This is a genomic window from Luteimonas endophytica (assembly GCF_029887875.1).
In the GTDB taxonomy this organism is placed as follows: domain Bacteria; phylum Pseudomonadota; class Gammaproteobacteria; order Xanthomonadales; family Xanthomonadaceae; genus Luteimonas; species Luteimonas endophytica.
This window is the reverse complement of record NZ_JARXRM010000008.1, coordinates 108,716-134,275: the sequence shown is the minus strand read 5'-3', so window position 1 is coordinate 134,275 and position 25,560 is coordinate 108,716. Positions and strand designations below refer to the sequence as shown.

27 protein-coding genes are annotated in these 25,560 nt (G+C 71.3%); 9 read left to right on the top strand and 18 right to left on the bottom strand.

Going from position 1 to position 25,560, the window contains the following annotated elements; all coding sequences use genetic code 11:
• The first annotated feature begins 5 nt into the window (after positions 1-5).
• The 8 genes from hisD to QFW77_RS00795 all read left to right on the top strand — a co-directional run bounded on the left by hisD (position 6) and on the right by QFW77_RS00795 (position 8,056).
• Complete coding sequence (gene hisD / locus QFW77_RS00830; protein ID WP_280572395.1) at positions 6-1,310, top strand: histidinol dehydrogenase; 1,305 nt, start codon at positions 6-8, stop codon at positions 1,308-1,310.
• Positions 1,307-2,425, top strand: coding sequence for a histidinol-phosphate transaminase (gene hisC, locus QFW77_RS00825; protein WP_280572247.1), 1,119 nt, complete (start codon positions 1,307-1,309; stop codon positions 2,423-2,425). Before hisD ends, hisC begins: the two co-directional genes overlap by 4 nt.
• Positions 2,422-3,498: a bifunctional histidinol-phosphatase/imidazoleglycerol-phosphate dehydratase HisB gene (gene hisB / locus QFW77_RS00820; RefSeq protein WP_280572246.1), complete on the top strand. Its 1,077-nt coding sequence runs from the start codon at positions 2,422-2,424 to the stop codon at positions 3,496-3,498. Before hisC ends, hisB begins: the two co-directional genes overlap by 4 nt.
• A 14-nt stretch (positions 3,499-3,512) precedes the next feature.
• Entirely contained in the window at positions 3,513-4,112 is a 600-nt protein-coding gene (gene hisH, locus QFW77_RS00815) for an imidazole glycerol phosphate synthase subunit HisH (RefSeq protein WP_280572394.1), read from the top strand.
• Positions 4,109-4,858: a 1-(5-phosphoribosyl)-5-[(5-phosphoribosylamino)methylideneamino]imidazole-4-carboxamide isomerase gene (locus tag QFW77_RS00810; protein WP_280572244.1), complete on the top strand. Its 750-nt coding sequence runs from the start codon at positions 4,109-4,111 to the stop codon at positions 4,856-4,858. Before hisH ends, QFW77_RS00810 begins: the two co-directional genes overlap by 4 nt.
• Positions 4,852-5,625 (top strand): imidazole glycerol phosphate synthase subunit HisF, encoded by a 774-nt coding sequence (hisF, locus tag QFW77_RS00805; protein ID WP_280572243.1) that lies wholly within the window; start codon positions 4,852-4,854, stop codon positions 5,623-5,625. The genes QFW77_RS00810 and hisF overlap by 7 nt, the downstream gene beginning before the upstream one ends.
• A complete protein-coding gene (gene hisIE, locus QFW77_RS00800; protein ID WP_280572242.1) occupies positions 5,618-6,316 on the top strand; it encodes a bifunctional phosphoribosyl-AMP cyclohydrolase/phosphoribosyl-ATP diphosphatase HisIE in 699 nt (232 codons plus the stop codon). Before hisF ends, hisIE begins: the two co-directional genes overlap by 8 nt.
• A gap of 186 nt (positions 6,317-6,502) precedes the next feature.
• Positions 6,503-8,056 carry a calcineurin-like phosphoesterase C-terminal domain-containing protein gene (locus tag QFW77_RS00795; RefSeq protein WP_280572241.1) on the top strand — a complete coding sequence of 518 codons (1,554 nt, stop codon included), beginning with the start codon at positions 6,503-6,505 and terminating at the stop codon, positions 8,054-8,056.
• 50 nt (positions 8,057-8,106) lie between these two features.
• Here QFW77_RS00795 and QFW77_RS00790 read toward each other — a convergent pair whose 3' ends face one another.
• The 8 genes from QFW77_RS00790 to QFW77_RS00755 all read right to left on the bottom strand — a co-directional run bounded on the left by QFW77_RS00790 (position 8,107) and on the right by QFW77_RS00755 (position 16,290).
• Positions 8,107-9,042 carry a C13 family peptidase gene (locus QFW77_RS00790; protein ID WP_280572240.1) on the bottom strand — a complete coding sequence of 312 codons (936 nt, stop codon included), beginning with the start codon at positions 9,040-9,042 and terminating at the stop codon, positions 8,107-8,109.
• Positions 9,039-9,470, bottom strand: a complete 432-nt coding sequence (locus tag QFW77_RS00785; protein WP_280572239.1) for a putative quinol monooxygenase — start codon at positions 9,468-9,470, stop codon at positions 9,039-9,041. The genes QFW77_RS00790 and QFW77_RS00785 overlap by 4 nt, the downstream gene beginning before the upstream one ends.
• Before the next feature lie 11 nt (positions 9,471-9,481).
• Complete coding sequence (gene mtnC / locus QFW77_RS00780) at positions 9,482-10,177, bottom strand: acireductone synthase (protein WP_280572238.1); 696 nt, start codon at positions 10,175-10,177, stop codon at positions 9,482-9,484.
• A gap of 7 nt (positions 10,178-10,184) precedes the next feature.
• Entirely contained in the window at positions 10,185-10,733 is a 549-nt protein-coding gene (locus tag QFW77_RS00775; RefSeq protein WP_280572237.1) for a 1,2-dihydroxy-3-keto-5-methylthiopentene dioxygenase, read from the bottom strand.
• 442 nt (positions 10,734-11,175) lie between these two features.
• Positions 11,176-11,817: a methylthioribulose 1-phosphate dehydratase gene (locus QFW77_RS00770; protein ID WP_280572236.1), complete on the bottom strand. Its 642-nt coding sequence runs from the start codon at positions 11,815-11,817 to the stop codon at positions 11,176-11,178.
• Between the two features lie 19 nt (positions 11,818-11,836).
• A complete protein-coding gene (locus QFW77_RS00765) occupies positions 11,837-13,195 on the bottom strand; it encodes a sodium-dependent transporter (RefSeq protein ID WP_280572233.1) in 1,359 nt (452 codons plus the stop codon).
• A 35-nt stretch (positions 13,196-13,230) separates the two neighbouring features.
• On the bottom strand, positions 13,231-14,736 hold the full coding sequence (nhaC, locus tag QFW77_RS00760) for a Na+/H+ antiporter NhaC (protein ID WP_280572232.1): 1,506 nt from the start codon (positions 14,734-14,736) through the stop codon (positions 13,231-13,233).
• A 3-nt stretch (positions 14,737-14,739) separates the two neighbouring features.
• Positions 14,740-16,290: an alanine/glycine:cation symporter family protein gene (locus QFW77_RS00755; protein ID WP_280572231.1), complete on the bottom strand. Its 1,551-nt coding sequence runs from the start codon at positions 16,288-16,290 to the stop codon at positions 14,740-14,742.
• A 211-nt stretch (positions 16,291-16,501) separates the two neighbouring features.
• Here QFW77_RS00755 and QFW77_RS00750 point away from each other — a divergent pair, with 211 nt between their 5' ends.
• Positions 16,502-17,062, top strand: a complete 561-nt coding sequence (locus QFW77_RS00750) for an NUDIX hydrolase (protein ID WP_280572228.1) — start codon at positions 16,502-16,504, stop codon at positions 17,060-17,062.
• Positions 17,063-17,080: 18 nt separating this feature from the next.
• On the opposite strand, the gene QFW77_RS00745 is transcribed toward QFW77_RS00750, so the two are convergent.
• The 10 genes from QFW77_RS00745 to QFW77_RS00700 all read right to left on the bottom strand — a co-directional run bounded on the left by QFW77_RS00745 (position 17,081) and on the right by QFW77_RS00700 (position 25,462).
• The gene (locus QFW77_RS00745) at positions 17,081-17,869 is read right to left on the bottom strand and encodes an HvfC family RiPP maturation protein (protein ID WP_280572227.1); all 789 of its coding nucleotides are present in this window, start codon (positions 17,867-17,869) and stop codon (positions 17,081-17,083) included.
• Positions 17,862-18,722, bottom strand: a complete 861-nt coding sequence (locus QFW77_RS00740) for an HvfB family MNIO-type RiPP peptide maturase (RefSeq protein WP_280572225.1) — start codon at positions 18,720-18,722, stop codon at positions 17,862-17,864. The genes QFW77_RS00745 and QFW77_RS00740 overlap by 8 nt, the downstream gene beginning before the upstream one ends.
• Positions 18,723-18,732: 10 nt before the next feature.
• Positions 18,733-19,074 carry an HvfA family oxazolone/thioamide-modified RiPP metallophore gene (locus QFW77_RS00735; protein WP_280572223.1) on the bottom strand — a complete coding sequence of 114 codons (342 nt, stop codon included), beginning with the start codon at positions 19,072-19,074 and terminating at the stop codon, positions 18,733-18,735.
• Between the two features lie 182 nt (positions 19,075-19,256).
• Entirely contained in the window at positions 19,257-19,979 is a 723-nt protein-coding gene (gene phoU / locus QFW77_RS00730) for a phosphate signaling complex protein PhoU (protein ID WP_280572221.1), read from the bottom strand.
• A gap of 100 nt (positions 19,980-20,079) precedes the next feature.
• A complete protein-coding gene (gene pstB, locus QFW77_RS00725; protein ID WP_280572219.1) occupies positions 20,080-20,892 on the bottom strand; it encodes a phosphate ABC transporter ATP-binding protein PstB in 813 nt (270 codons plus the stop codon).
• Positions 20,893-21,003: 111 nt separating this feature from the next.
• Positions 21,004-21,804, bottom strand: a complete 801-nt coding sequence (gene pstA, locus QFW77_RS00720) for a phosphate ABC transporter permease PstA (protein WP_280572393.1) — start codon at positions 21,802-21,804, stop codon at positions 21,004-21,006.
• 50 nt (positions 21,805-21,854) lie between these two features.
• Positions 21,855-22,829, bottom strand: a complete 975-nt coding sequence (gene pstC, locus QFW77_RS00715) for a phosphate ABC transporter permease subunit PstC (protein WP_280572218.1) — start codon at positions 22,827-22,829, stop codon at positions 21,855-21,857.
• Between the two features lie 77 nt (positions 22,830-22,906).
• The gene (pstS, locus tag QFW77_RS00710) at positions 22,907-24,001 is read right to left on the bottom strand and encodes a phosphate ABC transporter substrate-binding protein PstS (protein WP_280572217.1); all 1,095 of its coding nucleotides are present in this window, start codon (positions 23,999-24,001) and stop codon (positions 22,907-22,909) included.
• A 557-nt stretch (positions 24,002-24,558) separates the two neighbouring features.
• Complete coding sequence (locus QFW77_RS00705; RefSeq protein WP_280572216.1) at positions 24,559-25,185, bottom strand: TetR/AcrR family transcriptional regulator; 627 nt, start codon at positions 25,183-25,185, stop codon at positions 24,559-24,561.
• 19 nt (positions 25,186-25,204) lie between these two features.
• Positions 25,205-25,462 carry an acyl-CoA-binding protein gene (locus QFW77_RS00700; RefSeq protein ID WP_280572215.1) on the bottom strand — a complete coding sequence of 86 codons (258 nt, stop codon included), beginning with the start codon at positions 25,460-25,462 and terminating at the stop codon, positions 25,205-25,207.
• Positions 25,463-25,560 lie beyond the last annotated feature (98 nt).

Below are 25,560 nucleotides of genomic sequence, written 5' to 3'. Positions count from 1 at the left end.
CGGCACTGGTTTGCCGCCTGCGCTGGGCGGCGCTCGACGAGGCGGCGCGCGCCGCCGCGCTGGCGCGTCCGGTCCGCGGCACTGCCAATGAGACGCGCGAGGCGGTGGCGGCGATCATCGAGGCGGTGCAGCGCGATGGCGACGCCGCGCTGGGCGAGCTGACCGTCCGCTTCGACGGGGTGACGCAGGAGCGGATCGAGGTCGACGCCGCGGAGTTCGAGCGCGCCGAAGCCGTCATTGCCCCGGAGCTTCGCGACGCGATGGCACAGGCGGCCGCACGCATCGCCGCCTTCCACCGCGCCGGCATGGTGCCGGCCTATGCAGTCGAAACCGCGCCGGGCGTGGTCTGCGAGCGCGTGGTGCGGCCGGTGGCGCGGGTCGGGCTGTACGTGCCGGCCGGTAGCGCGCCGCTGCCGTCGACCGCGTTGATGCTGGGGGTGCCGGCCGGGCTGGCGGGCTGCCGCGAGGTGGTGCTGTGCACGCCGCCGCGCGCCGACGGCAGCGCCGATCCCGCGGTGCTGGTAGCGGCGCGGATGACCGGCGTGCACCGCGTGTTCAAGCTGGGCGGCGCCCAGGCCATCGCGGCCATGGGCCTCGGCACCTCGACGGTGCCCGGCTGCGACAAGCTGTTCGGCCCCGGCAACGCCTGGGTCACCGAGGCCAAGCGCCAGATGGCGCAGCGCGGCACCGCGATCGACATGCCGGCCGGGCCCTCGGAGGTGATGGTGATCGCCGATGCCGGCGCCGACCCGGCATTCGTCGCCGCCGACCTGCTGTCGCAGGCCGAGCACGGCCCTGATTCGCAGGTGATCCTGGTCTCCGACGATGCGCGGCTGCTCGACGCGGTCGCCCGCGCGCTCGCCGCCCAGCTCGCCGCGCTGCCGCGCGCGGCGGTCGCGGCGAGGGCGCTGGCGAAGTCCCGGCTGATCGAGGTCGAGCTGCTGGAGCAGGCGTTCGCGATCGCCAATGCCTACGCACCCGAGCACCTGATCCTGGCGCTGCGCGAACCGCGGCGCTGGCTCGACCGGGTCGAGGCGGCCGGTTCTGTGTTCCTCGGCGACCACACGCCGGAGGCACTGGGCGACTACTGCAGCGGCACCAACCACGTGCTCCCCACCGACGGCGCGGCGCGCGCCTGCAGCGGCCTCAGCGTGGCCAGTTTCCAGAACTTCATCAGCGTGCAATCCGCCTCGCGCGATGGCATCGCCGGGATCGGCGGCTGTGCCGTGATCCTGGCCGAAGCCGAGGGCCTGGAGGCGCACGCCAACGCGGTTCGGCTGCGCCTGCAGCAGGCGGGAACGGGACGATGAGCACTGTGCTCGACCTGGTGCGCCCCGACCTGCGCGATTTCGCCGGCTACGGCTCGGCGCGCAGCGAGCGGCTGCAGGGCAGAATCTGGCTGAACGCGAACGAGTCGGCCTGGCGAAACCCCGCCGACGCGGCCGACGCCTGCCGTCGCTATCCGGAACCGCAGCCGCCGGCGCTGATCGACGCGCTGGCGCGGCTCTACGGCTGCGCGCCGGAGCGGCTGCTGGTCGGCCGCGGCAGCGACGAGGCCATCGACCTGCTGGTGCGCGCGCTTTGCGTTCCCGGCCGCGACGCGGTGCTGGCGACGCCACCGGTGTTCGGCATGTATGCGGTCTGCGCGCGGCTGCAGGGCGCGCCGCTGCTCGAGGTGCCGCTGCGCGAGGACGACATCGGCTTCGACGTGGACCTGGACGCGATCGGGACAGCGGCGCTGGAGCGCGGCGCGCGGATCGTGTTCCTGTGCTCGCCCTCCAACCCCACCGGCGGCGCGATCGCCCCGGCGCGCGTCGCGGCGCTGGCCCGGCGCCTGCTGGGCCGGGCGCTGGTGGTGGTCGACGAGGCCTACGCCGAGTACTCCTCCATGCCCTCCGCGACCGGCCTGCTGCCGGCCATGCCGAACCTGGCCGTGCTGCGCACCCTGTCCAAGGCGCACGCGCTGGCGGGTGCGCGGATCGGAGTGCTGCTGGGCGATCCGGCGCTTATCGCGGTGCTGCGCCGGTGCCAGGCGCCGTACCCGGTACCGGCGCCGTGCGCGGCGCTGGCGCTGGAGGGACTGTCGCCGCCGGCGCAGCAGGCCACCGCCGAGCGGGTGGCGCTGGTGCGCCGGGAGCGCGGGCGGATGGCCGCCGCGCTGGCGGCGCTGCCCTGCGTACGCCGCGCGTATCCCTCGCAGGGCAACTTCCTGCTGGTCCGTTTCCAGGACGCCGACACCGCGTTCGGCAAGCTTCTCGCCGCAGGCGTCGTGGTCCGCGACCAGCGCGCGGCGCCGGCGCTGGCCGATGCGCTGCGCATCACCATCGGCAGTCCCGGGCAGAACGACGCGGTGCTGGCGGCACTGCGGCCAGCGCGTCCGGCCGCGAGCGCGGGCGGCGCAGCGGCTGCGGGGGTGCGGACGTGAGCACGCCGATCCTGTTCGTCGACCGCGACGGCACCCTGATCGAGGAACCCGAGGACTTCCAGATCGATGCGTACGCGAAGCTGCGCTTCGTGCGCGACGCGATCCCGGCGCTGCTCAAGCTGCGCGATGCCGGCTACGAGTTCGTCATCGTCAGCAACCAGGACGGGCTCGGCAGCGAGGCCTATCCGCAGGCGTCCTTCGACGGCCCGCACGCGCTGATGCTGCAGGTGTTCGAAAGCCAGGGCATCCGTTTCCGCGAGCAGCTGATCGATACCAGCCTGCCCGGCGACGGACTGTCCACCCGCAAGCCCGGAATCGGGCTTGCGCTGCACTACCTGCGCGATCGCTCGATCGATCTGGAGCGCTCGGCGATGGTCGGCGACCGCGACACCGACCTGCAGTTCGCCGCCAACCTCGGCATTCGCGGGTTCCAGCTGCGGACCGCGCAGTTCGGCGGAGAATGGGACTGGCCCGGGATCGCCCACGCGCTGGCCGATGCTCCGCGCCGGGCGCGGGTGCGGCGGGTGACACGCGAGACCGCCATCGAGGTGGAAGTCGATCTCGACCGGGCCGCCGAGCCTGCGATCTCCACCGGGCTGCCGTTCTTCGACCACATGCTCGAGCAGATCGGCAAGCACGGCGGCTTCGAGCTCGCCGTCCGCGCCGAGGGCGACCTGCACATCGACGAGCACCACACCGTGGAGGACACCGGCATCGCCCTGGGCCAGGCGCTGCGCCAGGCGCTGGGCGACAAGCGCGGCATCGCCCGCTACGGCTTCACCCTGCCGATGGACGAGACCCTGGCCTCGGCGGCGCTGGATTTCGGCGGCCGGCCGTACCTTGTGTTCGAGGGCGGTTTCCGCCGCGAGCGCGTTGGCGACCTGCCGACCGAACTGGTGCCGCATTTCTTCCGCTCGCTTTGCGATGCGGCCGCGCTCAACCTGCACATGACGGTGCAGGGCGAGAACGACCACCACCGGGTCGAGGCCTGCTTCAAGGCGTTCGCGCGGGCGCTGCGCCAGGCGATCCGCCGCGAGGGCGCGGAGCTCCCCAGCACCAAGGGTCTGCTGTGACCACCGCCGCGGCGATGCGCGTGGTGCTGGTGGATGCCGGCGGCGCCAACCTCGGCTCGGTGCGCTATGCGCTGCGCCGGCTCGGCGTGGAGGCCGAAGTAAGCCGCGACGCGGCCGCGATCCGCGCCGCGGACCGGGTGATCCTGCCCGGCGTGAGCACCGCGGCCACGGTGATGCGGCGGCTTGCCGAGCTCGGCCTGGTCGAGGTGCTGCGTTCCCTGCAGGCGCCGCTGCTCGGGGTCTGCGTGGGCATGCAGCTGCTGTTCGAACATTCGGAGGAGGACGACACGCCGTGCCTGGGGCTGCTGCCCGGGCGGGTGGCGCGATTGCGGCAGGCGCCGGGCCTGCGCATCCCGCACATGGGCTGGAACCGGCTGCAGCCGCTGCGCCGGGACCCGCTGACCGAGGGCATCGCGCCGGGCGCCTGGGCCTATTTCGTGCACAGCTACGCCGCTGCCCCGGGCCAGGACTGCCTGCTGGCAAGCGAACATGGTGTTTCCTTCGCCGCGGTGGTGCGCCGCGGCGCGGTCGCCGGCGCGCAGTTTCATCCGGAACGCTCGGGCCCCGCCGGCGCGCGGCTGCTGGCCAATTTCCTCGGCGCGGGCATGGCATGAGCGGCGGGTTCACCATCTATCCCGCGATCGACGTGCGCGGCGGCCGCGTGGTGCGCCTGGCGCAGGGCGACTACGCGCGCGAGACCCGCTACGGGCCGGAGCCGCTGGAGGTGGCCGGCGCCTATGCCGGGCAGGGCGCCACCTGGCTGCACCTGGTCGACCTGGATGCCGCGCGCGAGGGCGGCTACACGCTGCGGCCGCTGCTGCGGACGATCGTCGACACCACCGGGCTGCAGGTGCAGACCGGCGGCGGCGTCCGCGGCCGCGACGACGTGCAGCGCCTGCTCGACGCGGGAGCGGCGCGGGTGGTGGTCGGTTCGCTGGCGGTGCGAGAAGCGGAGACGGTGGCGGCGTGGATCGCCGAGTTCGGCGCGGAGCGGATCACCGTGGCGCTGGATGCGCGCCTCGATCCAGCCGGCGGCGCGTGGCGGGTACCGGTGCACGGCTGGACCGAGGATGGCGCCCCGCTCGACGCGCTCGTCGCCGGCTACGCGGCTGCCGGGTTGCGGCACCTGCTGTCCACCGACATCGACCGCGACGGCATGCTTTCGGGACCGAACGGCGCGCTCTACGACCGCTTGCGCGTGCTGGCGCCGGGGCTGCGCGTGCAGGCCTCCGGCGGCGTGCGCGACGCCGCCGACGTCGCCGCCGCGCGTGCCCGCGGCTGCGCCGGCATCGTGCTGGGACGCGCGCTGCTGGAAGGCCGGCTGGGGCTGGCCGATGCGCTGCGGGAGGCGAGATGCTGAGCCGCCGCGTGATCCCCTGCCTCGACGTGCGCGGCGGGCGCGTGGTCAAGGGCGTGCGCTTTCGCGACCACGTCGACATGGGCGACATCGTGGAACTCTCCCTGCGCTACCGCGACGCCGGCGCCGACGAGCTGGTGTTCTACGACATCGGCGCCAGCCCCGAGGGCAGGTCGGTCGACTATGCCTGGGTGGAGCGGGTCTCCAGCCTGCTCGACATTCCCTTCTGCGTGGCCGGCGGCATCCGCGACGTCGCCACCGCGCGCGCGGTGCTGCACGCCGGCGCCGACAAGATCTCGGTCAACACGCCGGCGCTGGAGCGCCCGGCGCTGGTCTCGGAGCTGGCCGACGCATTCGGGGTGCAGTGCGTGGTGGTCGGCATCGATTCGGTGGCCGAGGCGGACGGCGAATGGCGGGTGCGCAGCCACACCGGCGACCCGGACAAGACGCGTGCGCTGGCGCTTCGCACCCTGGACTGGATCGTCGAAGCGCAGCGGCTCGGCGCCGGCGAGATCGTGCTCAACTGCATGGACAGCGACGGCGTGCGCCGCGGTTACGACATCGCCCAGCTCTCGGCGGCGCGGGCGCTGTGCGCGGTGCCGCTGGTGGCCTCGGGTGGGGCCGGCGAGGTCCGCCATTTCGCCGAGGCGTTCCGCGTCGCCGACGTCGACGGCGCGCTGGCCGCCAGCGTGTTCCACAGTGGCGCGATCGCCATCGCCGCACTCAAGCGCGGACTGCGCGCGCAGGGCATCGAGGTGCGTGATGAATGAGAAGCGGGCGGGCGGCAGCGTGGCTGCCCCTGACGGCGCCGCTGCGCGCGCAGCACAGCGGGGGATCTCCGCGCCGGATCCGTTCGATCCGGACGCGCTCGACTGGAGCAAGGGCGGTGGCCTGCTGCCGGCGGTGGTCCAGGACGCCGCGAACCTGCGCGTGCTGATGCTGGGATGGATGGACCGTGCCGCGCTGGCCGCGACCTTCGAGCAGGGCCTGGTGACGTTCTTCAGCCGCAGCCGCGGGCGCCTGTGGACCAAGGGCGAGACCTCGGGCAATGCGCTGGAACTGGTGTCGCTGCGCGCCGACTGCGACCGCGATACGCTGCTGGTGATGGCGCGGCCGCGGGGGCCGACCTGTCACCTGCAGCGCCCGAGCTGCTTCGCGGACGCGCCCGGTGCGGAACTGGCGGAACTCGACGCCGTGCTCGCAGGGCGCGAGCGCGAGCGCCCGCCGGGCAGCTACACCACGCGGCTGTTCGAGTCCGGCATCCGCCGGATCGCCCAGAAGGTCGGCGAGGAGGGCGTGGAAACCGCGCTGGCGGCGGTGGCCGAGGACGACGACGCGCTGCTCGGCGAGGCCGCCGACCTGGCCTACCACCTGCTGGTGCTGCTGCGCGCGCGCGGCCTGGGCCTGGCCGACCTCGAGCGCCGCCTGGCGGCGCGCCGCGGCGGCGCCGAATCCCGGTAAACGCAGCCCAAGGCCGCGAAGGCCGCGGGAGGCTCCGGTTGGATCGGCGGTGGTTCGAGGGGTTTTCCCGCCGCGTCGGCCTTCGCGCGCATGGCGCGCGCCTACGGGATGGTGGGTTGCCATGCCTGGGGCGGGACCCTGTCGCCGCCGGGCATAATCGGGGACATACCAGTCGAAGGAATCGCAATGCGCAAGGCGTGGTGGATCGCGGTGGTGCTGCTGTGCACGGTGTCGGGCCATGCGCTGGCCTGTACCGCCGGATCGGTGCTCGAGCGCGGGTCCGATGGCGGTGCAGGGCGCGGGCTGGCCGGCGTCAGGGTGTCGGACGGTCAACGGCTGGCCGTCACCGATGCCGGGGGCCGGTGGCGCCTGCCCGGGCCGGTGCGAGGACCGGTGTTCGTGATCAAGCCACCCGGCCATGCCGTGCCGGCCCGCGCCGGCGGGCTGCCGGACTTCTGGCGGCCGGCCGGTGCGGCGGACTGCGACTTCACGCTGGTGCCCGCCGCGGATGCCGCGGAAGCGCCGCTCGACGTGCTGGTGTTCGCCGACCCGCAGGCCGGAAGCGCGCGCGAAGTGGGCTACTACGGCGCGGATGTGGTGGCACCGCTGCAGGCCGGGCATCCGGCACGGCTGGGCATCACCCTCGGCGATATCGCCAACGACGACCTTTCGTTGTATCCGGCGATCAACGCCTGGACTACTCGCCTGGGCGTGCCCTGGCTGCACGTGGCCGGCAACCACGATCTCGACGCGGGCGCCGCCGACGCGGGGTCGCTGCAGACCTACCGCGGCGTCTACGGCCCCGACAGCTTCGCCTGGGAGGCGCCGCAGGCGGTTTTCATCGGCCTCGACGACGTGGTCGCCACGCCGGGGCGGCGCCCCGCCTACATCGGCGGACTGCGCGAGGACCAGTTCGCGTTTCTCCAGGCCTACCTGCCTTCGGTGCCGCGCGATCGGCTGCTGGTGCTGATGCTGCACATCCCGCTGTTCGACACCTCCGCCGACGCCGCCACGTTCCGGCCGGAGGATCGCCAGCGGCTGTTCCGCCTGCTCGAACCTTTTCCGCAGGTGCTGGTGCTGAGCGGGCACCGGCACGTGTTGCAGCATCGCTTCCACGCTGGCGGGGAAGGGTGGCGCGGGAAGCGCCCCCTGCACGAGTTCAACGTCGGTGCCGCCAGCGGCGCATTCTGGTCGGGCGTGGCCGATGCGGCCGGGATCCCCGACGCCAGCATGGCCGACGGCACGCCGAACGGCCACGCGCTGTTGCGCATCGGTGTCGATGGCGAGTACGCGCTGGAATGGGTCCCGGCGCGCGTGCCGGTGGGCGATCCGGCCTTCACCGCGGCGATGCGGCTGCACGCGCCGCGCACGCTGCGCCGCGGCGCCTACCCGGCCTGGGGGGTGTACGCCAACGTCTTCATGGGACTGGAGGACACCCGGGTGGAGTTCCGCGTCGACGAAGGCGAGTGGCGGCCGATGCGCAAGGTGTCCGCGCCGGATCCGTGGCTGTCGACCGAGAACGCGCGCGACGACCTGGCGGCGCAGCCGCGCGGCTTCGACCGCTCGCCGGAGGCGGCGCCGTCCACGCACCTGTGGCGCGGCGCGTTGCCGACCTCGCTGGAAGCCGGGGAACACGGGGTGGAGGTGCGCGCGTTCGACCGCTGGCGGGGCGAGCGTCGCGCCGCCACGACCTATCGACTGGTGGAGCTGGAGCCGGAACCGGAACCTCGCATCCCCTAACGCTTTTCAGCGAAAGCGGTGTCGGCGAGGGAACGGCTCCGCCCGTGGCCTCACTTGGATCGCGGCCCCGGAAGTCGGCCGTCGGCCTCCGCGGCCGTGGATTCGACCGGGAACGGGTAGGGCACCTCCGGCCCCGGCGGCAGGGTCGATTGCCATGCCTGCAGCACTCCCGCAACGCGCTTGCCGACCGCGATCTGCGGCAGCGAAGGCGCATAGCCCTCCTTGATCTCGCGCCGCGCGATCTGGCGCGTGGCGTCGTCGTAGGCGGCGACGAAGCTGGCGTGCCGGTTGAGGCCCTCGACCAGCCAGGCGTGCCCGAACCAGGTGACCGTGGATGCCGCGCCGCAGCCGAACGAGGTCCGGTCGCGGCGCGCGGCGGTGATCACCAGCGTGTCGGGGCCCTGGAGCTTGGGCAGGAACCCGCCCGAGAAGCACGCCGACACGACCACGACGCGGTTGCGGATGCCGGCGTCGTCCAGCGCCGCGCGCAGGTCTTGCGGGCGCAAGGCCTCCTCGACCACGGGCGCCAGGCTTGCGACCAGCTCGTGCTCCGGCGTGCCGTGGGTGGTGAGGAACAGCAGCAGCAGATCCTCCTCGGGATCCATCCGGCCGGCGACGCCCGCTAGCGCGAGACGCAGGTTGGCCAGGGTGGCCAAGGGCGCACCGCCTTCCTCCAGGCTGTCCGGGTGGTTGACCAGCGGGATCACCCGCCGGCGCGCATCGAGCCGCTCGCCCGCCATGGTCTCGAGGTACCGGACCTCGTTGCGGAACACGTCCTCGGCGCCGTCGCCGGCGAAACCGACCACGTACAGGTCGGGATGGCCGGCGCGCTGCGGCGGCATCCGCTCGAGCATGGCGTCGATCAGGCGGCGGTCGCGCGCCGGGTAACCCTCGGCATCGTCGCGCGCGGCAGCCGGTCCCGGGCCGGCGCCCAACAGCCCCAGGCCTAGCGCCGCGATCGCGACCGCCCGCGCAGCGGGGTTCATTGCGGCAGGCCGAGGCCGCCGACCGCGGAGAATTCGACCTGGGTGAACTCTCCAGTCAGCATCGGCATCGCTTCGGCGATGGCGGCGCGCACGCTCGGCAGCTGCAGCGAATCGCGGTGCGCCTGGCGCGAATCCCAGACCTCGGTGACGCGGATCAGATCGGGGTCGTCGGGGTCGAGGCCGACCACGTACAGGTGGCAGCCGGCCGGCCTCAGCGCCTCGACGTCGCGCAGCAGCAGTTCCACCACCGCGGCACGGTTGCCAGGCGTGGTGCGCATGGTCCCGGTGAGGCCGAATCTCGCCGTCTGGCCGTTGGCAGGCATGTTCGTGCTCCCGTCGGTGCCGGCGGGGCCGGCGGCTGTGGCGGGAGCGTAGCCGCTGGCCGCGGGCAGTGCCAGCGCGAGGGAGAGGATCGCGGCGCGGATCATGGCGGGCGCCGTCACCGCGGAGCGATCTGGTCGAAGCGCTCCACGCGCGGGTGGCCGTTGGCGGCCTCGCCGGTGCGCGGCTGCGGATAGTCCTCGAGCCGGTCGACCAGGACCGTCCGCATTCCCGCCTCGCGGGCGGCGTCGAGTTCCTCGACCACGTCGGACAGGAACACGACCGAGCCCGGCGGGCAGTCCAGCGCCGCGGCGATGCCGGCATAGCTGCGCGCTTCGCGCTTGCCGCCGCAGCGGGTATCGAAGTGCGCCTCGAACAGCGGTGCGAGGTCGCCGGCGTCGGAGTGGGCGAAGAACAGCTGCTGCGCCTCCACCGAGCCGGAGGAGTACACCGCCAGGCGATGGCCCGCCGCGTGCCAGCGCCGCAGCGCGGCGGCCGCGTCCGGGTAGACGTGGGCGGTGAAATCGCCGTTGCGATAGCCCTCGGCCCACAGCATGCCCTGCAGCGCCTTGAGCGCGGTGTGCTTGCGGTCGGCGTCTATCCACCCCTGCAGCGCCTCCACCACCACCTCGTCCTGGCAGGCGCCGCCTAGGTCGAGCGCGGCGGCGTCGAGCCAGTGGCGGACCTCCGGATCGCTGCCGTGCAGGTGCACGAAGCGCGGCAGTTCGCGGCGCGCGTACGGGAACAGCACCTCCTTGACGAAGGAGATGCTGCTGGTGGTGCCCTCGACGTCGGTCAGGATGATGTCGGCCATGTCGCGCTCAGCCGCGCTCGTAGCGCGGGAACCGGCGGGCGATGTCGGAGCCGGTGAAATGGCCGATCCAGCCGTCCGGCTGCTGGAAGAAGCGGATCGCCACGAAGTCCGGCTCCGGGCCCATGTCGAACCAGTGGGTGGTGCCGTCCGGCACGCCGATCAGGTCGTCCTTGACGCATTCGATCTCGTAGACCCTGCCGTCGACGTGGAGGGTGAAGAGCCCGGAGCCGGCGACGAAGAAGCGAACCTCGTCCTCGTTGTGGTAGTGCTCTTCGAGAAACTTGGCGCGCAGCTCGTCCTTCTTGGGGTTGTCGGGGGCGATGCTGATCACGTCGACGCTGGTGAAGCCGCGCTCGGCGACCAGGCGGTCGATGTCGTGGCGGTAGGCGGCGATCACGGCTTCCTGGCTGGCGCCCGAGGCGAGCGGTTGGGCCGCGTTCCAGCGCTCGAAGGTCACGCCGATCTTCTCCAGCTCGCGGGCGATCTCGTCGCCGTCGTGGCTGACGAAGGCGGGCGTATCGGGGGCGTCTTCGGCAAAAATGCGCAGCCGGCTCATGGCGGTGTCTCCTGGCGAGGCAAGCGCTAAAAATGGGGCTGTCGAGGCCGGAACGCAAGTCGCGTCACGGAGCGCCAGGCAGCCCGACTCGATAGCGCGATCCATCATCGTCGCCAGGGCGCGGCGACAGCGACTAGCCGCTCCTGCGGTTGGGTTCCTCTAGAGCGACTTCGGTCTGGCGTGCGGGGCGGAAGCCGCGCCGGGGGTGTCGCTCCGCCTTTCGGTCCGGCCATCCATGGCCGGAGTCAGGGCCGCAGGCCATCCATGGCCTGCTCTGCGCAACACCCCCGGCCCGGGCGCCGCTGCCGCCGAAGCCCGCGCGCCAACCCGCACCGGAGAGGACGCGGCATCGGAATCCGGTAGCTGGGGACGGCCAACGGCCCGGCTCTCCGGAGCCGGAACAACGGCGAATGCAGGATCGGAGGAGAAGTGTGCCGCGCCGCTAGCGCGGCCCCGTCAACCGGAACAGCTCCAGCTCGCAGCCGAGCAGGAAGTCGAACGCCTCCAGGTGGCGGCGGGCCTCGGCCATGTCGCGGCCCCAGGCGTACAGGCCGTGGCCGTCGATCAGGTAGCCCCAGAGCGGGCCCCGGTCCAGGAGCGCGTCGACCTGCGCCGCCAGGGTCGGCATGTGCTGGCTGTTGGGCAGCACCGGCACGTCGACCGCGGCCTCGTGGGTGGTGTTGCCGGCGAAGGCCTTGAGCAGCTCGTAGCCCTCCAGACGCACGTGGCCGGCTCCCGCGAACAGCCGCGAGGCGACGGTCTGGTGCTGCGAATGGGTGTGGAGGATGCAGCCGATGTCCGCCGAACGGCGGTACAGCTGCGTATGCAGCAGGGTTTCGGCCGAGGGCCGGTGGTCGCTGCCCACGGCGGCGCCGTCCAGGTCCACCACCATGATGTCGGACTCGCGCAACCGGCCCTTGTCGCGTCCGGAGATGGTGATCGCGGCGTGGCGGTCGTCCAGGCGCTGCGAGAAGTTGCTGCTGGTCGCCGGGGTCCAGCCGCGCGCGGCGAGTTCGCGGACGTTGACGATCAGCTCGCCCGCGAGCTCGCAGAGCCGGTGGGAGTCGTAGGGCAGGGCGCTCATGCGCTCAGTCTAGCTCCTCTCAGAGCACCGCCCGCGCCAGCACGATCAACACCAGCGCCGGCGCGACCACCCGCATCAGCCAGCGCCACGCGGTGAACAGGGCCTCCGGCATGTCCGAAAGCTGCTCGCGCAGGATCGTGCGGTTGAGCGCCCAGCCGGCGAACAGCGCGATCAGCAGGCCGCCCAGCGGCAGCATCAGATCGTTGGCGATGAACTCGATGAAGGTCATGATGTCGCGGTCGAGGATGCGCGCCTCGGACCACAGGTTCAGCGACAGCACCGACAGCAGGCCCAGCAACCACGACAGTCCGGCGATGCCGAGCGCGGCCCGTTTCCGGCTGGCGACGCCGTACTTCTCGACCAGGAACGCGGTAGCCGGCTCCAGCAGCGAGATCGACGAGGTCCACGCGGCCACAGCCAGCAGGCCGAAGAACGCCAGCCCGTAGACGATCCCGAACGGCATCGACTCGAACGCCAGCGGCAGCGAGGTGAAGATCAGCCCGGGCCCGCCCCCGGCCGGATCGATCCCGAACGAGAGCACCACCGGGAAGATCGCCAGCCCGGCCAGCAGCGCGACGCTGGTGTCGGTGAGCGCCACCGCGATGCCGACGCGCCCGATCGAGACCCCCTCGCGGGGCAGGTAGGCGCCGTAGGTCATCATCGTGCACATGCCCAGGCTGAGGGTGAAGAACGCCTGGCCCATGGCGCTGAGAAACGTGCCGCCGCTGATCACCGACCAGTCGGGCTTGAACAGGAATGCCGCCGCCTGGCCCATGAAGCCGGTGGTCATCCCGTACACCACCAGCATCAGCAGCAGCACGAACAGCGCCGGCATCAGGAACCGGACCGCGCGCTCCAGCCCCTTCTCCACGCCGAGCGCCACCACGGCCACGGTGAGCAGCATGAACAGCGCATGCCAGAAGGTCAGTTCCAGCGGATCGCCGAGCAGCGCCGCGAAGGTCGCGCCGGGGTCGGTAATGGCCGCGCCGCCGGCCAGCTGCTTGAGGTAGAGGAAGGTGTAGTGCAGGGTCCAGCCGGCGACCACGCTGTAGAAGCTCAGGATCAGGATGCCGGCGACGATGCCGATCCAGCCGATCGCCACCCAGTGGCGGCTCACCCCGCTGTCGCGCGCCAGGCCGCGCAGGGTGTTGATCGGGCTGACCCGGCCGTGGCGGCCGATCAGGATCTCGGCCATCAGGATCGGCAGGCCGACCAGCAGGATGCAGCCCAGGTAGACCAGCACGAAGGCACCGCCGCCGTTGTCCGAGGTCATGTACGGGAAGCGCCAGATGTTGCCCAGCCCGACCGCCGAGCCGGTCGCGGCGAGGATGAACATCAGGCGCGAGGACCACATGCCGTGGATCGAGGTCTTGTCCATAGGAAATCCGGAGTGCTTGCGTGGATCGGAAAGGGTCAGTCGCGCGTGGTCGCCGCGACGGCCGGGGCCGGGGCCGCGCCGGCGGCATCGTCCTGCGGCGGCAGCCGCAGGATCTTGTATCCCGCGTAGGCCAGCACCAGCGCCACCAGCGGGCTGGCCAGGTTGAAGAACGCGTAGGGCAGGTAGTCGAACGTGGCCACGCCCAGGGTCGCGGCCATGTAGGCGCCGCAGGTGTTCCAGGGCACCAGCGGCGAGGTGATCGTGCCGGCGTCCTCGAGCGCGCGGGAGAGGTTCACCGGCGCCAGCCCGCGGCGGCGGTACTCGGGCTGGAACAGCCGGCCGGTCAGCACGATCGCCATGTACTGGTCGGCGGCGACCGCATTCGCGCCCATCGCGGTGGCCAGGGTCGCCGCGATCAGCGAGCCGGTCGACCTGGCGGCCTTGAGCACGCTGCGGATCATCCGCTCCAGCAGCCCGGTCTTCTCCATCACCGCGCCGAAGCCCATCGCGCAGACGATCAGCCACACCGTATTGAGCATGCTGCTCATGCCGCCGCGGCTGAGCAGGTCGTCGACCGCTGCATTGCCGGTCTCGGCCCGGTAGCCGTCGAACAGCGCGATCCAGGCGCCCGACAGCAGCGCCATCGGCCGCGACAGGTCGGCATCGTCGGCCAGCGCGATCACCAGGGCCGGCTGGAACGCCACCGCGAACAGCGCGCCGAGCAGGGCGCCGATCAGAATGGTCGGGTATGCCGGGAACCGCAGGATCGCCAGCGCGAACACCACCGCCATCGGGATCAGCAGATGCCAGCCGAGGTCGAACTGCGCGCCCAGCACCACCGGCAGGTCGCCCAGCGCCACGCTGCCGTCGCCGCGGCCGCCGCCGCCCAGGCCGACCAACCCGAACAGCACCAGCGCGATCAGGATGCTCGGCCCGGTGGTCCAGGTCATGTGGCGGATGTGCGCGAACAGCTCGCTGCCGGCTGCGGCCGGGGCGATGTTGGTGGTGTCCGACAGCGGCGACATCTTGTCGCCGAAATAGGCCCCGGAGATGATCGCGCCGGCGGTGATCGGCAGCGACATGTCCAGCCCCTGCGCCACGCCGATGAGCGCCACGCCGAGGGTGCCGGCCACGGTCCAGGAGCTGCCGATCGCCAGGGCCACGACCGCGCAGATCAGGCAGGCGGCGGGATAGAAATAGGCCGGGTGCAGCAGTTGCACGCCGTACACGATCAGCGTCGGTACCGTGCCGCTGAGGATCCAGGTGCCGATCAGCGCACCGACCGCGAGCAGGATGAAGATCGGGACCACCGCCACCGAGATGCCGTGCACAAGCGCGTCCTGGATCTCCTGCCAGCGCTGGCCGTTGCGGATGCCGACCAGGGCCGCGATGCCGGCGGCCAGCAGCAGCGAGATCTGGTTGGCGCCATAAGAGGCGTTGTCGGCGTACAGGTAGACCGCGCAGGCGAGCGCCGCGATCAGGAACAGCAGCGGCGCCAGCGCCTGCAGCAGGCTGGGTTCGCGCGAGGGGACGGCGGCCACGCGTCAGCCCGCCACCGGCTGGCGCCGGTAGTTGCGGATCTCTCCGCTGCGGACCCGTTGCAGGTAGTGTTCCACCTCGCGCCGCACCACCGGCGCCAGCAGGTACACGCCGATCAGGTTCGGCACCGACATCACCAGGATCATCGCGTCGGAGAAGTCCATCACCACGCCCAGGTTGGCGGAGGCGCCGATCACCACGAACACGCAGAACAGCAGCTTGTAGGCGAGCGCCACGGCGCGCGACTCGCCGAACAGGTAGCAGGCCGCCTTCTCGCCGTAATACGACCAGGCCAGCATGGTCGAGAACGCGAACAGCAGTACCGACACGGCCAGCAGGTACGGGAACCAGGACAGCACCGAGGCGTAGGCCATCGAGGTCAGCTGCACGCCGTCGCCGACGCCCTCGACCTGGTACATGCCGGTGATCACGATCACCAGGGCGGTCATGGTGCAGATCACCACGGTGTCGATGAACGGCTCCCACAGCGCCACCAGCCCCTCCGAGGCCGGCTCGCTGGTGCGCGAGGCCGAATGCGCGATCGCCGCCGAGCCGACGCCGGCCTCGTTGGAGAACGCGGCGCGGCGGAAGCCCTGGATCAGCACGCCGATGAAGCCGCCGTAGCCCGCTTCGGGAGTGAACGCGCCGTCGAAAATGGCGCGAAAGGCGGGCCCGACATTGCCGATGTCGGCGCCGATGATGTACAGGCCGCAGGCGAAGTAGAAGATCGCCATCACCGGCACCAGCTTGCCGGTCACCCGGGCGATGGACTTCAATCCGCCGATGATCACGACCGCCACCAGCACGGCCATGATCAGGCCGAACAGCCATCCCTTGCCCGCCAGCCAGCTGTCGGCGCCGCCGCTGACCTGCAGTATCTGCTGGAAGCTCTGGTTGGACTGGAACATGTTGCCGGCGCCGAGCGAGCCGCCGATGCAGCAGATCGAGAACACCACCGCCAGGACCTTGCCCAACCCGGCCAGCGAGGGACGCTGTTCGGCCAGACCGCGGCTGAGGTAGTACATCGGTCCGCCGGAGACGGTGCCGTCGGCATTGATGCGGCGGTACTTCACCCCGAGCGTGCACTCGGCGAACTTGGAGCTCATGCCCAGCAGGCCGGCGACGATCATCCAGAAGGTGGCGCCCGGCCCGCCGATGCTGATGGCGATGGCGACGCCGGCGATGTTGCCCAGGCCGACCGTGCCCGACAGCGCCGTGGCCAGGGCCTGGAAGTGGGTGACCTCGCCGGGGTCGTCCGGGCGCGAGAAATCGCCCCGGATCAGCCGAAAGCCCTGCGCGAACCCGCGCAGGTTGATGAAACGGAAGTACAGGGTGAAGCCGAGCGCGGCGACCAGCAGCCACAGCACCACGAACGGCAGGCTGGCGCCGAAGCCGATCGGCACCGGATGGAACACCACCCAGGACACCGCGGCGGCGACCGGGGCGAACGCGTTGTTGATGGTTTCGTCGAGACCGGGGGCGGAGGACGGGGCCGCGGACACCGCGGCGGGGGCCAGCGCCAGGAGCGCCGCGAGCACGCGGCCTGCTGCCGTCATGCGCACGTCGCGGCGGGCGCGGAGGGGCGGGTCAACGGACCCCGGCAGTGGGCGGGCTCGGAACGGCTGATGCGCACGTGGTGGTTCCCCTGGTCTGGCATGTCCGCGCGATGCGGCTGGCGTACCTTGCCAAAGCGCGCAGGGGATCACAAGCCGCACCGGGCCGCCGGGCGCTAGACTGCTGCGCTTCCCGCTCATGACGCAACGCAGCATGACCCAGACCGACGCCATCGCCGCCCTGCGCGAGGATTTCGCCCGCTATGCCGAGCGCTGGCCCGCGGAGGCCACCGCGGTTGCGCGATTCGTCGCGCTCGCGGGCGAGGCCCCGGATCCGTTCGTACGCGAACGGTCGGCCGGCCACTTCACCGCCTCGGCGCTGGTGGTCAGCGGCGACGGCCGACGCACCCTGTTGACCCATCACCGGAAGCTCGGGCTGTGGCTGCAGCCCGGTGGACATGCCGACGGCGACCGCGATCTGGCCCGGGTGGCGCTGCGCGAGGCGAAGGAGGAGACCGGATTGCGCGAGCTGCGCCTGGAGGGCGGCATCCTCGATCTGGACCGCCACCGGATCCCGGAACACCGCGGCGTGCCGGAGCACTGGCACTACGACGTCCGCTACCTGGTCCGTGCCGGCGCGCACGAGCAGTTCGCCGTCAGCGACGAATCGCACGCGCTGGCCTGGCGGGACATCCAGGAGGTCGCCAACGATCCGTCGCTGGACCGGTCGCTGCGGCGCATGGTCGGGAAGTGGCTCGGCGCCGACGCGCGCTAGCGACCGCGCCGCCTGCGTTCATGCCGCCGGCTGCGGCGCCCTGGTGCCGGCGATCACGCCGGTCGCGGCCATCTGCGCCAGCAGTGCGCCGCCGCCGTCAAGGAACGGACCGGGATCGGACGCGCCGGCCTCGGCCGCCAGCGCCAGCAGCTGTGCGCGGCCGCTCGCGCCGGGGCAGCGCCGGAGGCGCTCGACCAGGCGCCAGGCCAGCGGGCTGAGCCGCGAGAAGCGCACCCGGCCATCGGCTTCGCGGCGCAGCATCAGCAGAGTCGGCGCCTCAGGCGGCGCGTGCGGCTGGTACTCCGGGCCGATCGTGTGCACCGGCCAGCGGTAGGCCAGCGGCCAGGCCAGCGGTGAAAGAACCGGCGCCCGATCGAGCAGGGCGGGGCGCGGATCGGCACGGTCCAGCGGCTCGGCGCCGGCGTCGGCCAGCGACGCTTCCGAGATCTGCAGGGCCAGCTCCGCCCATTCGTAGTGCGCCAGTTCCGGAAGGAACGCGGGCAGCCCGTCCGCCCCCTCGAGGTAGCGCAGGAACTCGCGGCCGAGCTCCGGGAACAGCGGGGTGCGGCAGCGGTGGTCGCGCAGGAACGCCCGGACCAGTGCGATCCAGCGTTCGCCACCGAGGGTGCGCGCGATCACCGGGAAATTCGAGGCGAGCAGCCCGCGGAGGTTGTTGAACAGCAGTTCCCGGTAGACCGCGAGGCGACGCTCCTCGATGCCGGGCGGCGGGGACGCTCCATCGGGATCGCGCAGGTGCCGGGTCAGCGCGTACTGCTGCGCGCGCAGCCGCGGCGGCGCCTCAGCCATGCGCCTGGCGCGAACCGGGGTCCGCGGCGTGTTCGCGCAGGATGCGCCGCAACGTTCCCAGCTCCTCGAGCAGTTCGCCGTAGGGCGGGAAATTGAAGTCGCGCTCCAGCAGCGTCGGGCGCGGCCCGAAGCGCCGGTACGCGCTGCCCAGCAGCGACCACACCGCATCCACGACCGGCGCGCCGTGGGTGTCGATCTTCAGGTCTTCCGCCTCGTCGTAGTGCCCGGCCACGTGGACGTAGGCGATGCGCTCGCCGGGCAGGGCCGCCAGGTAGGCCTCGGCATCGTAGCCGTGGTTGATGGCGTTGACGTGGACGTTGTTGACGTCCAGCAGCAGGTCGCAATCCGCCTCGCCGAGCACCGCAAGGGTGAACTCCAGCTCGCCCATTTCCCGATGCGGGGCGGCGTAGTACGAGGCGTTCTCGACCGCGATCCTGTGGCCGAGGAGGTCCTGCGCCTGGCGGATGCGCGCGGCGACGTGATGCACCGCCTCTTCGGTGAAGGGAATCGGCAAGAGGTCGTAGAGCTGGCCGTCGTCGCTGCAGTAGCTGAGGTGCTCGCTGTAGCAGAGCGCGCCATGGCGGTCGAGGAACCGCCGCACCCGGCCCAGGAAGGTCTCGTCCAACGGTTCGGTGCCGCCCAGCGAAAGCGACAGCCCGTGGCACAGCAGCGGATGCCTGTCCGACAGTTCGGCGAGCGCCTCGCCGGCGGCGCCGCCGACGCCGATCCAGTTCTCCGGCGCGCACTCGAGGAAATCGAAGTCGTGCGGTCCGGCGTCCCGCAGCGGGCCCAGCAGGGCCCGCCGCAGGCCCAGGCCCGCCGCATCCGGTTTCAGCGCGGACAGGCCCCGCATGCTGCCCGGATCAGGCGGCGCCGCCGCACTTGCCCTCGCCGCACTTGCCTTCGGCCTCGGCCTTGTCGCCGGTGTCGGTGGCAGCATCGTCGGCTTCGGCCGCGGCATCGGCATGGCCGCCGCAGCTGCCTTCGGCGGCCTTCTCGGCGTCGGCTCCGCAGTTGCCTTCTGCGGCCTTGTCGGCGGAAGCCTCCGCTTCGGCGGCCTGCGCCGCTTCGCCGGTTTCCTGCGCGGAGACCAGATAACCCTGGGCGAGGTCGTCCATGGCGAACGTCGGGGCGCACAGGCCGAGACCGCCGATCAGGGCGGCGCCGACGGCGAGGGACACGGGCTTGCGGTTGGACTCGGACATTGGCGTGTGACTCCTGGTGTGGCGGCGGGCGACCCCGCCGGGATGGCGACCTGGGGACCGGCTCCGCCCGCGCGCCGCGGCCGGTGCCGGCGGCCGCTCGGGCGGCAGCCTGCACCATACCCGCGGCCGGCGCGCCGCCGCGCGCCTACGGGTGTGCGCGCGTTGTCCGCTGGAGTTTTCGGTCAGTTTTCGTTCAGGTCGGGGCGGGCCACGGTGTTGGTCTCGTCGCGCTTCTCGCGCGGCGGCAGGGCGTCGTCGCCGTGCACCAGGAACCACACGTTCTCGGCGATGTTGGTGGCGTGGTCGCCGATCCGCTCGATGTTCTTGGCCATGAACAGGAGGTGGGTGCAGGGGGTGATGACCCGTGCGTCCTCCATCATGTAGGTCAGCAGTTCGCGGAACAGGCCGGTGTACTGGGCATCCAGTTCGGCATCGCGTTCGCGGACCCGTTGCGCGGCGGTGGCGTCGTTGCCGCGGTAGGCGTCCAGCACGTCGCGTACCAGCCCCAGCGCCAGCTGCCCGAGCACGTTGAGGCCGCGGGTGTGGGGCAACGGCGGGGCCTGGTTGAGCGCGGTGGAGCGCTTGGCGACGTTGGCGGCGTAGTCGCCGATCCGCTCGATGTCCGAGGCGATCCGCAGCGCGGCGAGGATCTCGCGCAAGTCGCGCGCCATCGGCCCGCGCAGGGCCAGCTTCATCACATCGTGGCTGACTTCCTTCTCGAGCGCGTCGATCGCCTCGTCGTTTGCGATGATGCGCGCCGCGGCGGCGTCGTCGCGGCGCTCCACCACGTCGAGCGCGGCCTGCAGCTGGGCGGCGGCCATCCCCCCCATGCGCAGGATCTCGCCCAGCAGCCGCTGGCGTTCCTCGTCGTAGCTCTTGACGATGTGGTCGTGGGGCTGGGTCATGGGAGGGCCGTGATTGGTGATCGGTGATTTGTGGTTGGCAACTGGGTGCTTCGAGGGCCGCGATACTGCTCGTGCGAATCACGAATCACGAGTCACGGCTTCATCCGAAGCGTCCCGTGATGTAGTCCTCGGTCTGCTGTTTCGAGGGGTTCGAGAAGATCGTTTCGGTGGCATCGTGCTCGATCATGTCGCCCAGGTACATGAACGCGGTGTAGTCGGAGACGCGGGCGGCCTGCTGCATGTTGTGGGTGACGATGACGATCGTGTAGTCCTGCTTGAGTTCCGCGATCAGCTGTTCGATCCGGCTGGTGGAGATCGGGTCCAATGCCGAGGTCGGCTCGTCGAGCAGCAGCACTTCCGGGCGCAGGGCGATGGCCCGGGCGATGCACAACCGCTGCTGCTGCCCGCCGGACAGGCCCAGCGCGCTTTGGCCGAGCTTGTCCTTCACCTCGTCCCACAGCGCCGCCTGGACCAGCGCCTGCTCCACCCGTTCGGTCATCCGCGCCTTCGCCAGCTTCTCGTGGTGGCGGATGGCATAGGCCACGTTCTCGAAGATCGTCATCGGGAACGGCACCGGCTTCTGGAACACCATGCCGACCTTGCTGCGCAGGCGGTTCATCGGGTACTTCGGCGCCAGGACGTTCTCGCCGTCCAGCAGCACCTCGCCGCGCGCCTCCTGCTTCGGGTACAGCGCGTAGATCCGGTTGAAGACCCGCAGCAGGGTGGACTTGCCGCAGCCGGACGGGCCGATCAACGCGGTCACGCGCCTTTCGGGCATGTCGAAGTTGATGTTCTTCACGGCGTGGAAATCGCCGTAGTAGAAGTCCAGGCCGCGCGCCGACAGCTTGGCCGGCGGCGGCGCCTTCGCGGAGTCCCGCTCCGGCGTGACTGGATCGATACGGGCGTCGTTCATGACCGGGGTCCGGGAAACGGGAGGAATGGAGATCTTCGCGGCGGCCGGGGCGCGGGCGCCGGCAAGGGCGGGGGCCTGGGTGCGATGTTCGGCCGTGGCGTCCATCGGCGTTCAGTCCTGGACGATGCGGTTGCGCATGACGATGGCGCGGGCCACCAGGCTCACCAGCAGCACGAACATGGTCAGGATGAAGGCGCCGGCCCACGCCAGCGTATGCCAGTTCTCGTACGGGCTCATGGCGTACTGGAAGATCACCACCGGTACGTTGGCGATCGGCGCCAGCAGGTTGCTGCTCCAGTACTGGTTGTTGAGCGCGGTGAACAGCAGCGGTGCGGTCTCGCCGCTGATCCGCGCCAGCGCCAGCAGGATGCCGGTGACGATGCCCGGCAACGAGGCGCGGTACAGGACCTGCACGGTCACCTTCCACTGCGGCACCCCCAGCGAGAGCGCCGCCTCGCGCATCTGCGCCGGCACCAGCCGCAACATCTCGTCGGTGGTGCGCACCACCACCGGCAGCACGATGAAGGCCAGGGCGATGCCGCCGGCGAGGGCGGAGAAGTGCCCCATCTGCGCCACCACCATGGTGTAGACGAACAGCCCGAGCACGATCGAGGGCGCCGACAGCAGGATGTCGTTGACGAAGCGCACGGTCTCGCCGATCCAGCTCTTCTGCGAGTACTCGGCCAGGAAGGTGCCGGCCAGCACGCCGATCGGCGCGCCGAACGCGACCCCCAGCAGGCTCAGCACGGCGCTGCCGAAGAACGCGTTGAGCATGCCGCCGCTGGCGCCGGGCGGCGGGGTCATCTCGGTGAACAGGGCGAGGTTGAGCGAGGCGATGCCGCGGCTCAACGTGGTCCACATGATCCACACCAGCCAGAACAGGCCGAACAGCGTGGCCAGCACCGCCAGCATCTGCACCGCGATGTTCTTGATCCGGCGGTTGCGGTAGAGGGCGACCGCGCTCACAGGTTGCCCTCCCGGCGGCTGAGCCGGCGCAGCATCAGCCGGGCGATGGCCAGCACCACGAAGGTGACCAGGAACAGCACGAACCCGAGCGCGATCAGCGAGGACAGGTACATCGGCGAATCGGCCTCGGCGAACTCGTTGGCGATGGTCGCGGCGATCGAGTTGCCCGGCTCCAGCAGCGATACGGTCAGCCGGTGGGCATTGCCTAGCACGAAGGTCACCGCCATGGTCTCGCCCAGCGCGCGGCCCAGGCCCAGGAACACGCCGCCGACGACCGCCGAGCGGGTGTAGGGCAGCACCACGTCCCAGACCACCTCGGTGGTGGTGGCGCCGAGCGCGTAGGCCGATTCCTTGAGTCGGGTGGGGACGGTGAGGAACACCTCGCGCATCACCGAGGAGATGAACGGGATCACCATGATCGCCAGCACCAGGCCGGCGGTGCCCATGCCCAGGCCTAGCGGTGGGCCGGAAAACAGCGCGCCGACCAGCGGGATCCCGCCGAAGTTGGCGTCGACCCAGGGGTAGACGTGCTGGCCAAGAAACGGCACCAGCACGAACAGGCCCCACATGCCATAGATGATCGACGGAATGCCTGCCAGCAGTTCGATCGCCGCTCCTACCGGTCCGCGCAGCCAGCGCGGCGCGATCTCGGTCAGGAACATGGCGATGCCGAAGCTGATCGGCACCGCGATCACCATCGCGATCAGCGCGGTGACCAGGGTGCCGTAGATCGGCACCAGCGCGCCGAAGTCCTGCAGCACGGGGTTCCAGGCGTCGCGCCAGAGGAACCCGATGCCGAACTTGTCGAACGCCAGACGCCCGCCCCACAGCATCGACAGCGCCGCCGCGCCCAGCGAGACCAGCACGAACACGCCGGCGGCGGTGACCAGCCAGCGGAAGCCCCGGTCGGCGCGGCTGTCGGCGGCATCGCGGCGGGTGGCCGTGTCGAGCGGGAGCGTGGTCGCGTTCATCGGTGCGCTGCGGACCTCAGGAAGTGGAACGCGGTGTCCGCGCCGGGGCGACCGCGGCGCGGGCCGTCAAGCCTTGCTCAGCCCTGGATCTCGGCCGCCCAGTAGGCCTCGACCTGCTCCACCAGCGGTGCGGGCAGCGGCACGAAGTGCAGCTCGTCGGCCTGGGCCTGGCCGTTCTCCAGGGCCCACTTGAAGAAATCGAGGGTCTGCTGCGAGCGCTCGGGGTTTTTCGGCTGCTTGTACATCAGGATGAAGTTGGTGGCGGCCACCGGCCACGATTCCGCGCCGGGCGCGTTGGTGATGACCAGGCTGAAGTCCTCCGAATTGGCCCAGTCGGCGCTCGCAGCCGCCGCCTGGAAGCTCTCGGCGCTCGGCTGTACCCACTGGCCGTCGGCGTTCTGCATCGAGGCGTAGGACATGCCGTTCTGGGTGGCGTACGCCAGCTCGACGTAGCCGATCGAGCCCTTGATCTGCTTGACGTAGGCGGCCACGCCCTCGTTGCCCTTGCCGCCCACGCCGGTCGGCCAGCTGACCGAGGTGCCTTCGCCCACCTGCTCCTGCCACTGCGGGCTGACCTTGGACAGGTAGTTGACCCAGTTGAAGGTGGTGCCGGAGCCGTCCGAGCGGTGCACCACGTTGATCTTGGTCGAGGGCAGCTCGACATCCGGGTTGAGCCCGGCGATCGTCGGGTCGTTCCAGACCGTGACCTTGCCGAGGTAGATGTCGGCGATCAGCGGACCGGTCAGGCGCAGCTGGCCGGGCTCGACGCCCTCGAGGTTGACCACCGGCACCACGCCGCCGATCGCGGACGGGAACTGGGCCAGGCCGGCCTCGGCCAGTTCCTCGGGAGTCAGCGGCTTGTCGGAAGAGCCGAAGTCGACCGTGCCGGCCTTGATCTGGGCGATGCCGCCGCCGGAGCCGATCGACTGGTAGTTGATGCGCGCACCGGTGGCGCGCGAGTAGTCGTCGGACCAGCGCGAAAGCAGCGGATAGATGAAGGTGGCGCCGGCGCCGGTGATCTGCACGTCGACGCGGTCGTCGCTATCGGCGCCGGTCGCGCTCGCGGCGGTGGGCCCCACCGACTGGGCACCGTCGCCGTCGCCGCCGCAGGCGGCCAGGCCGAGCGCGAGGACGGTGGACAACACGAGGGCGGGAGTGCGCTTGATCTGCATTGACGGAACTCCGGGAGGAAGCGGCCGGGTGGCCTGCGGAATGCCGCCATAAAATGATGTTTTTGTTACATCACGATGACAGAAGCGGGGCGATCTGCCGATGTCGCGTGGTGGCGCGGTTTTCCGGCCAGCCCCGGGGGAAGTTCTTCTCCCATCCGGGCGCACGGGCTTGCGCGCATGGCTCCGGCAGGACGCCGCGCCCCGGCCGGCCGGGGGCCGCTTTTGCCTCGGGCCGGACCGGGGCGCATAGCGGCACGGGCCCGCGGCGGCGGATCAGCGATGGATGGCCGACCGAGCCGGGGGCATGCCCCGGGCCGGACGACCCTTGCTCCCGAGCCCGGCAGCGCGCCCGACCGTTTGACTCGGGGGCCATGGGGCGGGAAAAAAAAGCGGGCCCGCAGGCCCGCGCAAGGGGGGAATTCGACAGGGGGAGAGAGACCCGACGAGCTCGATGCGCGCAAACGCGCATCCGGCACCGCCATTGCAGCGCTCGGGCGTGTTGGCGGCGTGTCAATGCTGTGACGTCCCGATGACAGCGGCGCCCGCAGCCGAACCGCTCAGCGGCGGTAGGCGCGGGTCAGGGTGTCCAGGTGCACGCGTTCGGCGTCGCGCAGGAACGGCGCGATCAGCATCAGCACCTGGACGATGCCGTCGCGGATCGCCGCCTGCTCGTCCTTGCCGCCGCGCACCGCGGCGTAGTCGAGCCAGAACGTCGCCACCACCAGGATGTTGGTGCTCGCCGCGTCCAGTTCGGCGGCCGAACCCCGGATCACTCCGGCCCGCGCCAGGCCGCGCATCACCTCGCGTGCGCGCTGGTCGGCGCGGCGCAGGATCCGGGCGAAGCGGATCCGCAGGCGGCGGTTGCGGCTGAGGATCTCGAGCAGGTCGCGGTAGAGGAAGCGGTAGTCCCAGATGCACTCGAACACCAGGTGCAGCCGCAGCCAGATGTCCTCGAGTCCGGGCAGGCGGTCCTCGGGCCCGGGCAGGGCGTCGTCCATGCGCTGCTCGAAGCGCGCGAACAGCTGCTCGATGATGTCGTCCTTGTTGCGGAAGTGGTAGTACAGGTTGCCGGGGCTGATCTCCAGCTCGTCGGCGATGTGGTTGGTGGTCACCGTCGGTTCGCCCTGCGCGTTGAACATCGCGAGGGCGCGGTCGAGGATGCGCTGGCGGGTATCGCGCGCCATCTGCGGGACGGTCGCGGGCTCAGGCGGTGAGCTTGGCCACCAGTTCCACGTATCTGCGCATCGCCTCGTCCCGCGGGGTGCCCTGCAGCTTCGCCCAGGCCTCGTACTTGGCGGTGCCGACGAAGTCGAAGAACCCCGGTTTCGGGCCGCTGACGTCGCCTTCGGCACCCTGCTTGTACAGCGCATAGAGCCGCAGCAGCGTGTCGTTGTCGGGGCGTTCTGTCAGTCCCTTGACGTCCCTGGCGGCCTGCTCGAAATCGCGCTTGAGGTCCGACATGCGTGTGCTCCTGGCGGGGAGCGCAGGTGATAGCACGGGGGTTCGGGGGGGTCAACGGCACCGGAACGCCCGCGCGCTCCATGCGCGGGCGCTCCCCC

Coding starts and splice junctions, on each gene's coding strand:
- hisC (WP_280572247.1), top strand. CDS start 1,307: ATGAGCACTGTGCTCGACCTGGTGCGCCCCGACCTGCGCGATTTCGCC.
- hisH (WP_280572394.1), top strand. CDS start 3,513: ATGCGCGTGGTGCTGGTGGATGCCGGCGGCGCCAACCTCGGCTCGGTG.
- QFW77_RS00810 (WP_280572244.1), top strand. CDS start 4,109: ATGAGCGGCGGGTTCACCATCTATCCCGCGATCGACGTGCGCGGCGGC.
- hisF (WP_280572243.1), top strand. CDS start 4,852: ATGCTGAGCCGCCGCGTGATCCCCTGCCTCGACGTGCGCGGCGGGCGC.
- hisIE (WP_280572242.1), top strand. CDS start 5,618: ATGAATGAGAAGCGGGCGGGCGGCAGCGTGGCTGCCCCTGACGGCGCC.
- QFW77_RS00795 (WP_280572241.1), top strand. CDS start 6,503: ATGCGCAAGGCGTGGTGGATCGCGGTGGTGCTGCTGTGCACGGTGTCG.
- QFW77_RS00790 (WP_280572240.1), bottom strand. CDS start 9,042: ATGAACCCCGCTGCGCGGGCGGTCGCGATCGCGGCGCTAGGCCTGGGG.
- QFW77_RS00785 (WP_280572239.1), bottom strand. CDS start 9,470: ATGATCCGCGCCGCGATCCTCTCCCTCGCGCTGGCACTGCCCGCGGCC.
- mtnC (WP_280572238.1), bottom strand. CDS start 10,177: ATGGCCGACATCATCCTGACCGACGTCGAGGGCACCACCAGCAGCATC.
- QFW77_RS00775 (WP_280572237.1), bottom strand. CDS start 10,733: ATGAGCCGGCTGCGCATTTTTGCCGAAGACGCCCCCGATACGCCCGCC.
- QFW77_RS00770 (WP_280572236.1), bottom strand. CDS start 11,817: ATGAGCGCCCTGCCCTACGACTCCCACCGGCTCTGCGAGCTCGCGGGC.
- QFW77_RS00765 (WP_280572233.1), bottom strand. CDS start 13,195: ATGGACAAGACCTCGATCCACGGCATGTGGTCCTCGCGCCTGATGTTC.
- QFW77_RS00755 (WP_280572231.1), bottom strand. CDS start 16,290: ATGACGGCAGCAGGCCGCGTGCTCGCGGCGCTCCTGGCGCTGGCCCCC.
- QFW77_RS00750 (WP_280572228.1), top strand. CDS start 16,502: ATGACCCAGACCGACGCCATCGCCGCCCTGCGCGAGGATTTCGCCCGC.
- QFW77_RS00745 (WP_280572227.1), bottom strand. CDS start 17,869: ATGGCTGAGGCGCCGCCGCGGCTGCGCGCGCAGCAGTACGCGCTGACC.
- QFW77_RS00740 (WP_280572225.1), bottom strand. CDS start 18,722: ATGCGGGGCCTGTCCGCGCTGAAACCGGATGCGGCGGGCCTGGGCCTG.
- QFW77_RS00735 (WP_280572223.1), bottom strand. CDS start 19,074: ATGTCCGAGTCCAACCGCAAGCCCGTGTCCCTCGCCGTCGGCGCCGCC.
- phoU (WP_280572221.1), bottom strand. CDS start 19,979: ATGACCCAGCCCCACGACCACATCGTCAAGAGCTACGACGAGGAACGC.
- pstB (WP_280572219.1), bottom strand. CDS start 20,892: ATGAACGACGCCCGTATCGATCCAGTCACGCCGGAGCGGGACTCCGCG.
- pstA (WP_280572393.1), bottom strand. CDS start 21,804: ATGCTGGCGGTGCTGGCCACGCTGTTCGGCCTGTTCTGGCTGGTGTGG.
- pstC (WP_280572218.1), bottom strand. CDS start 22,829: ATGAACGCGACCACGCTCCCGCTCGACACGGCCACCCGCCGCGATGCC.
- pstS (WP_280572217.1), bottom strand. CDS start 24,001: ATGCAGATCAAGCGCACTCCCGCCCTCGTGTTGTCCACCGTCCTCGCG.
- QFW77_RS00705 (WP_280572216.1), bottom strand. CDS start 25,185: ATGGCGCGCGATACCCGCCAGCGCATCCTCGACCGCGCCCTCGCGATG.
- QFW77_RS00700 (WP_280572215.1), bottom strand. CDS start 25,462: ATGTCGGACCTCAAGCGCGATTTCGAGCAGGCCGCCAGGGACGTCAAG.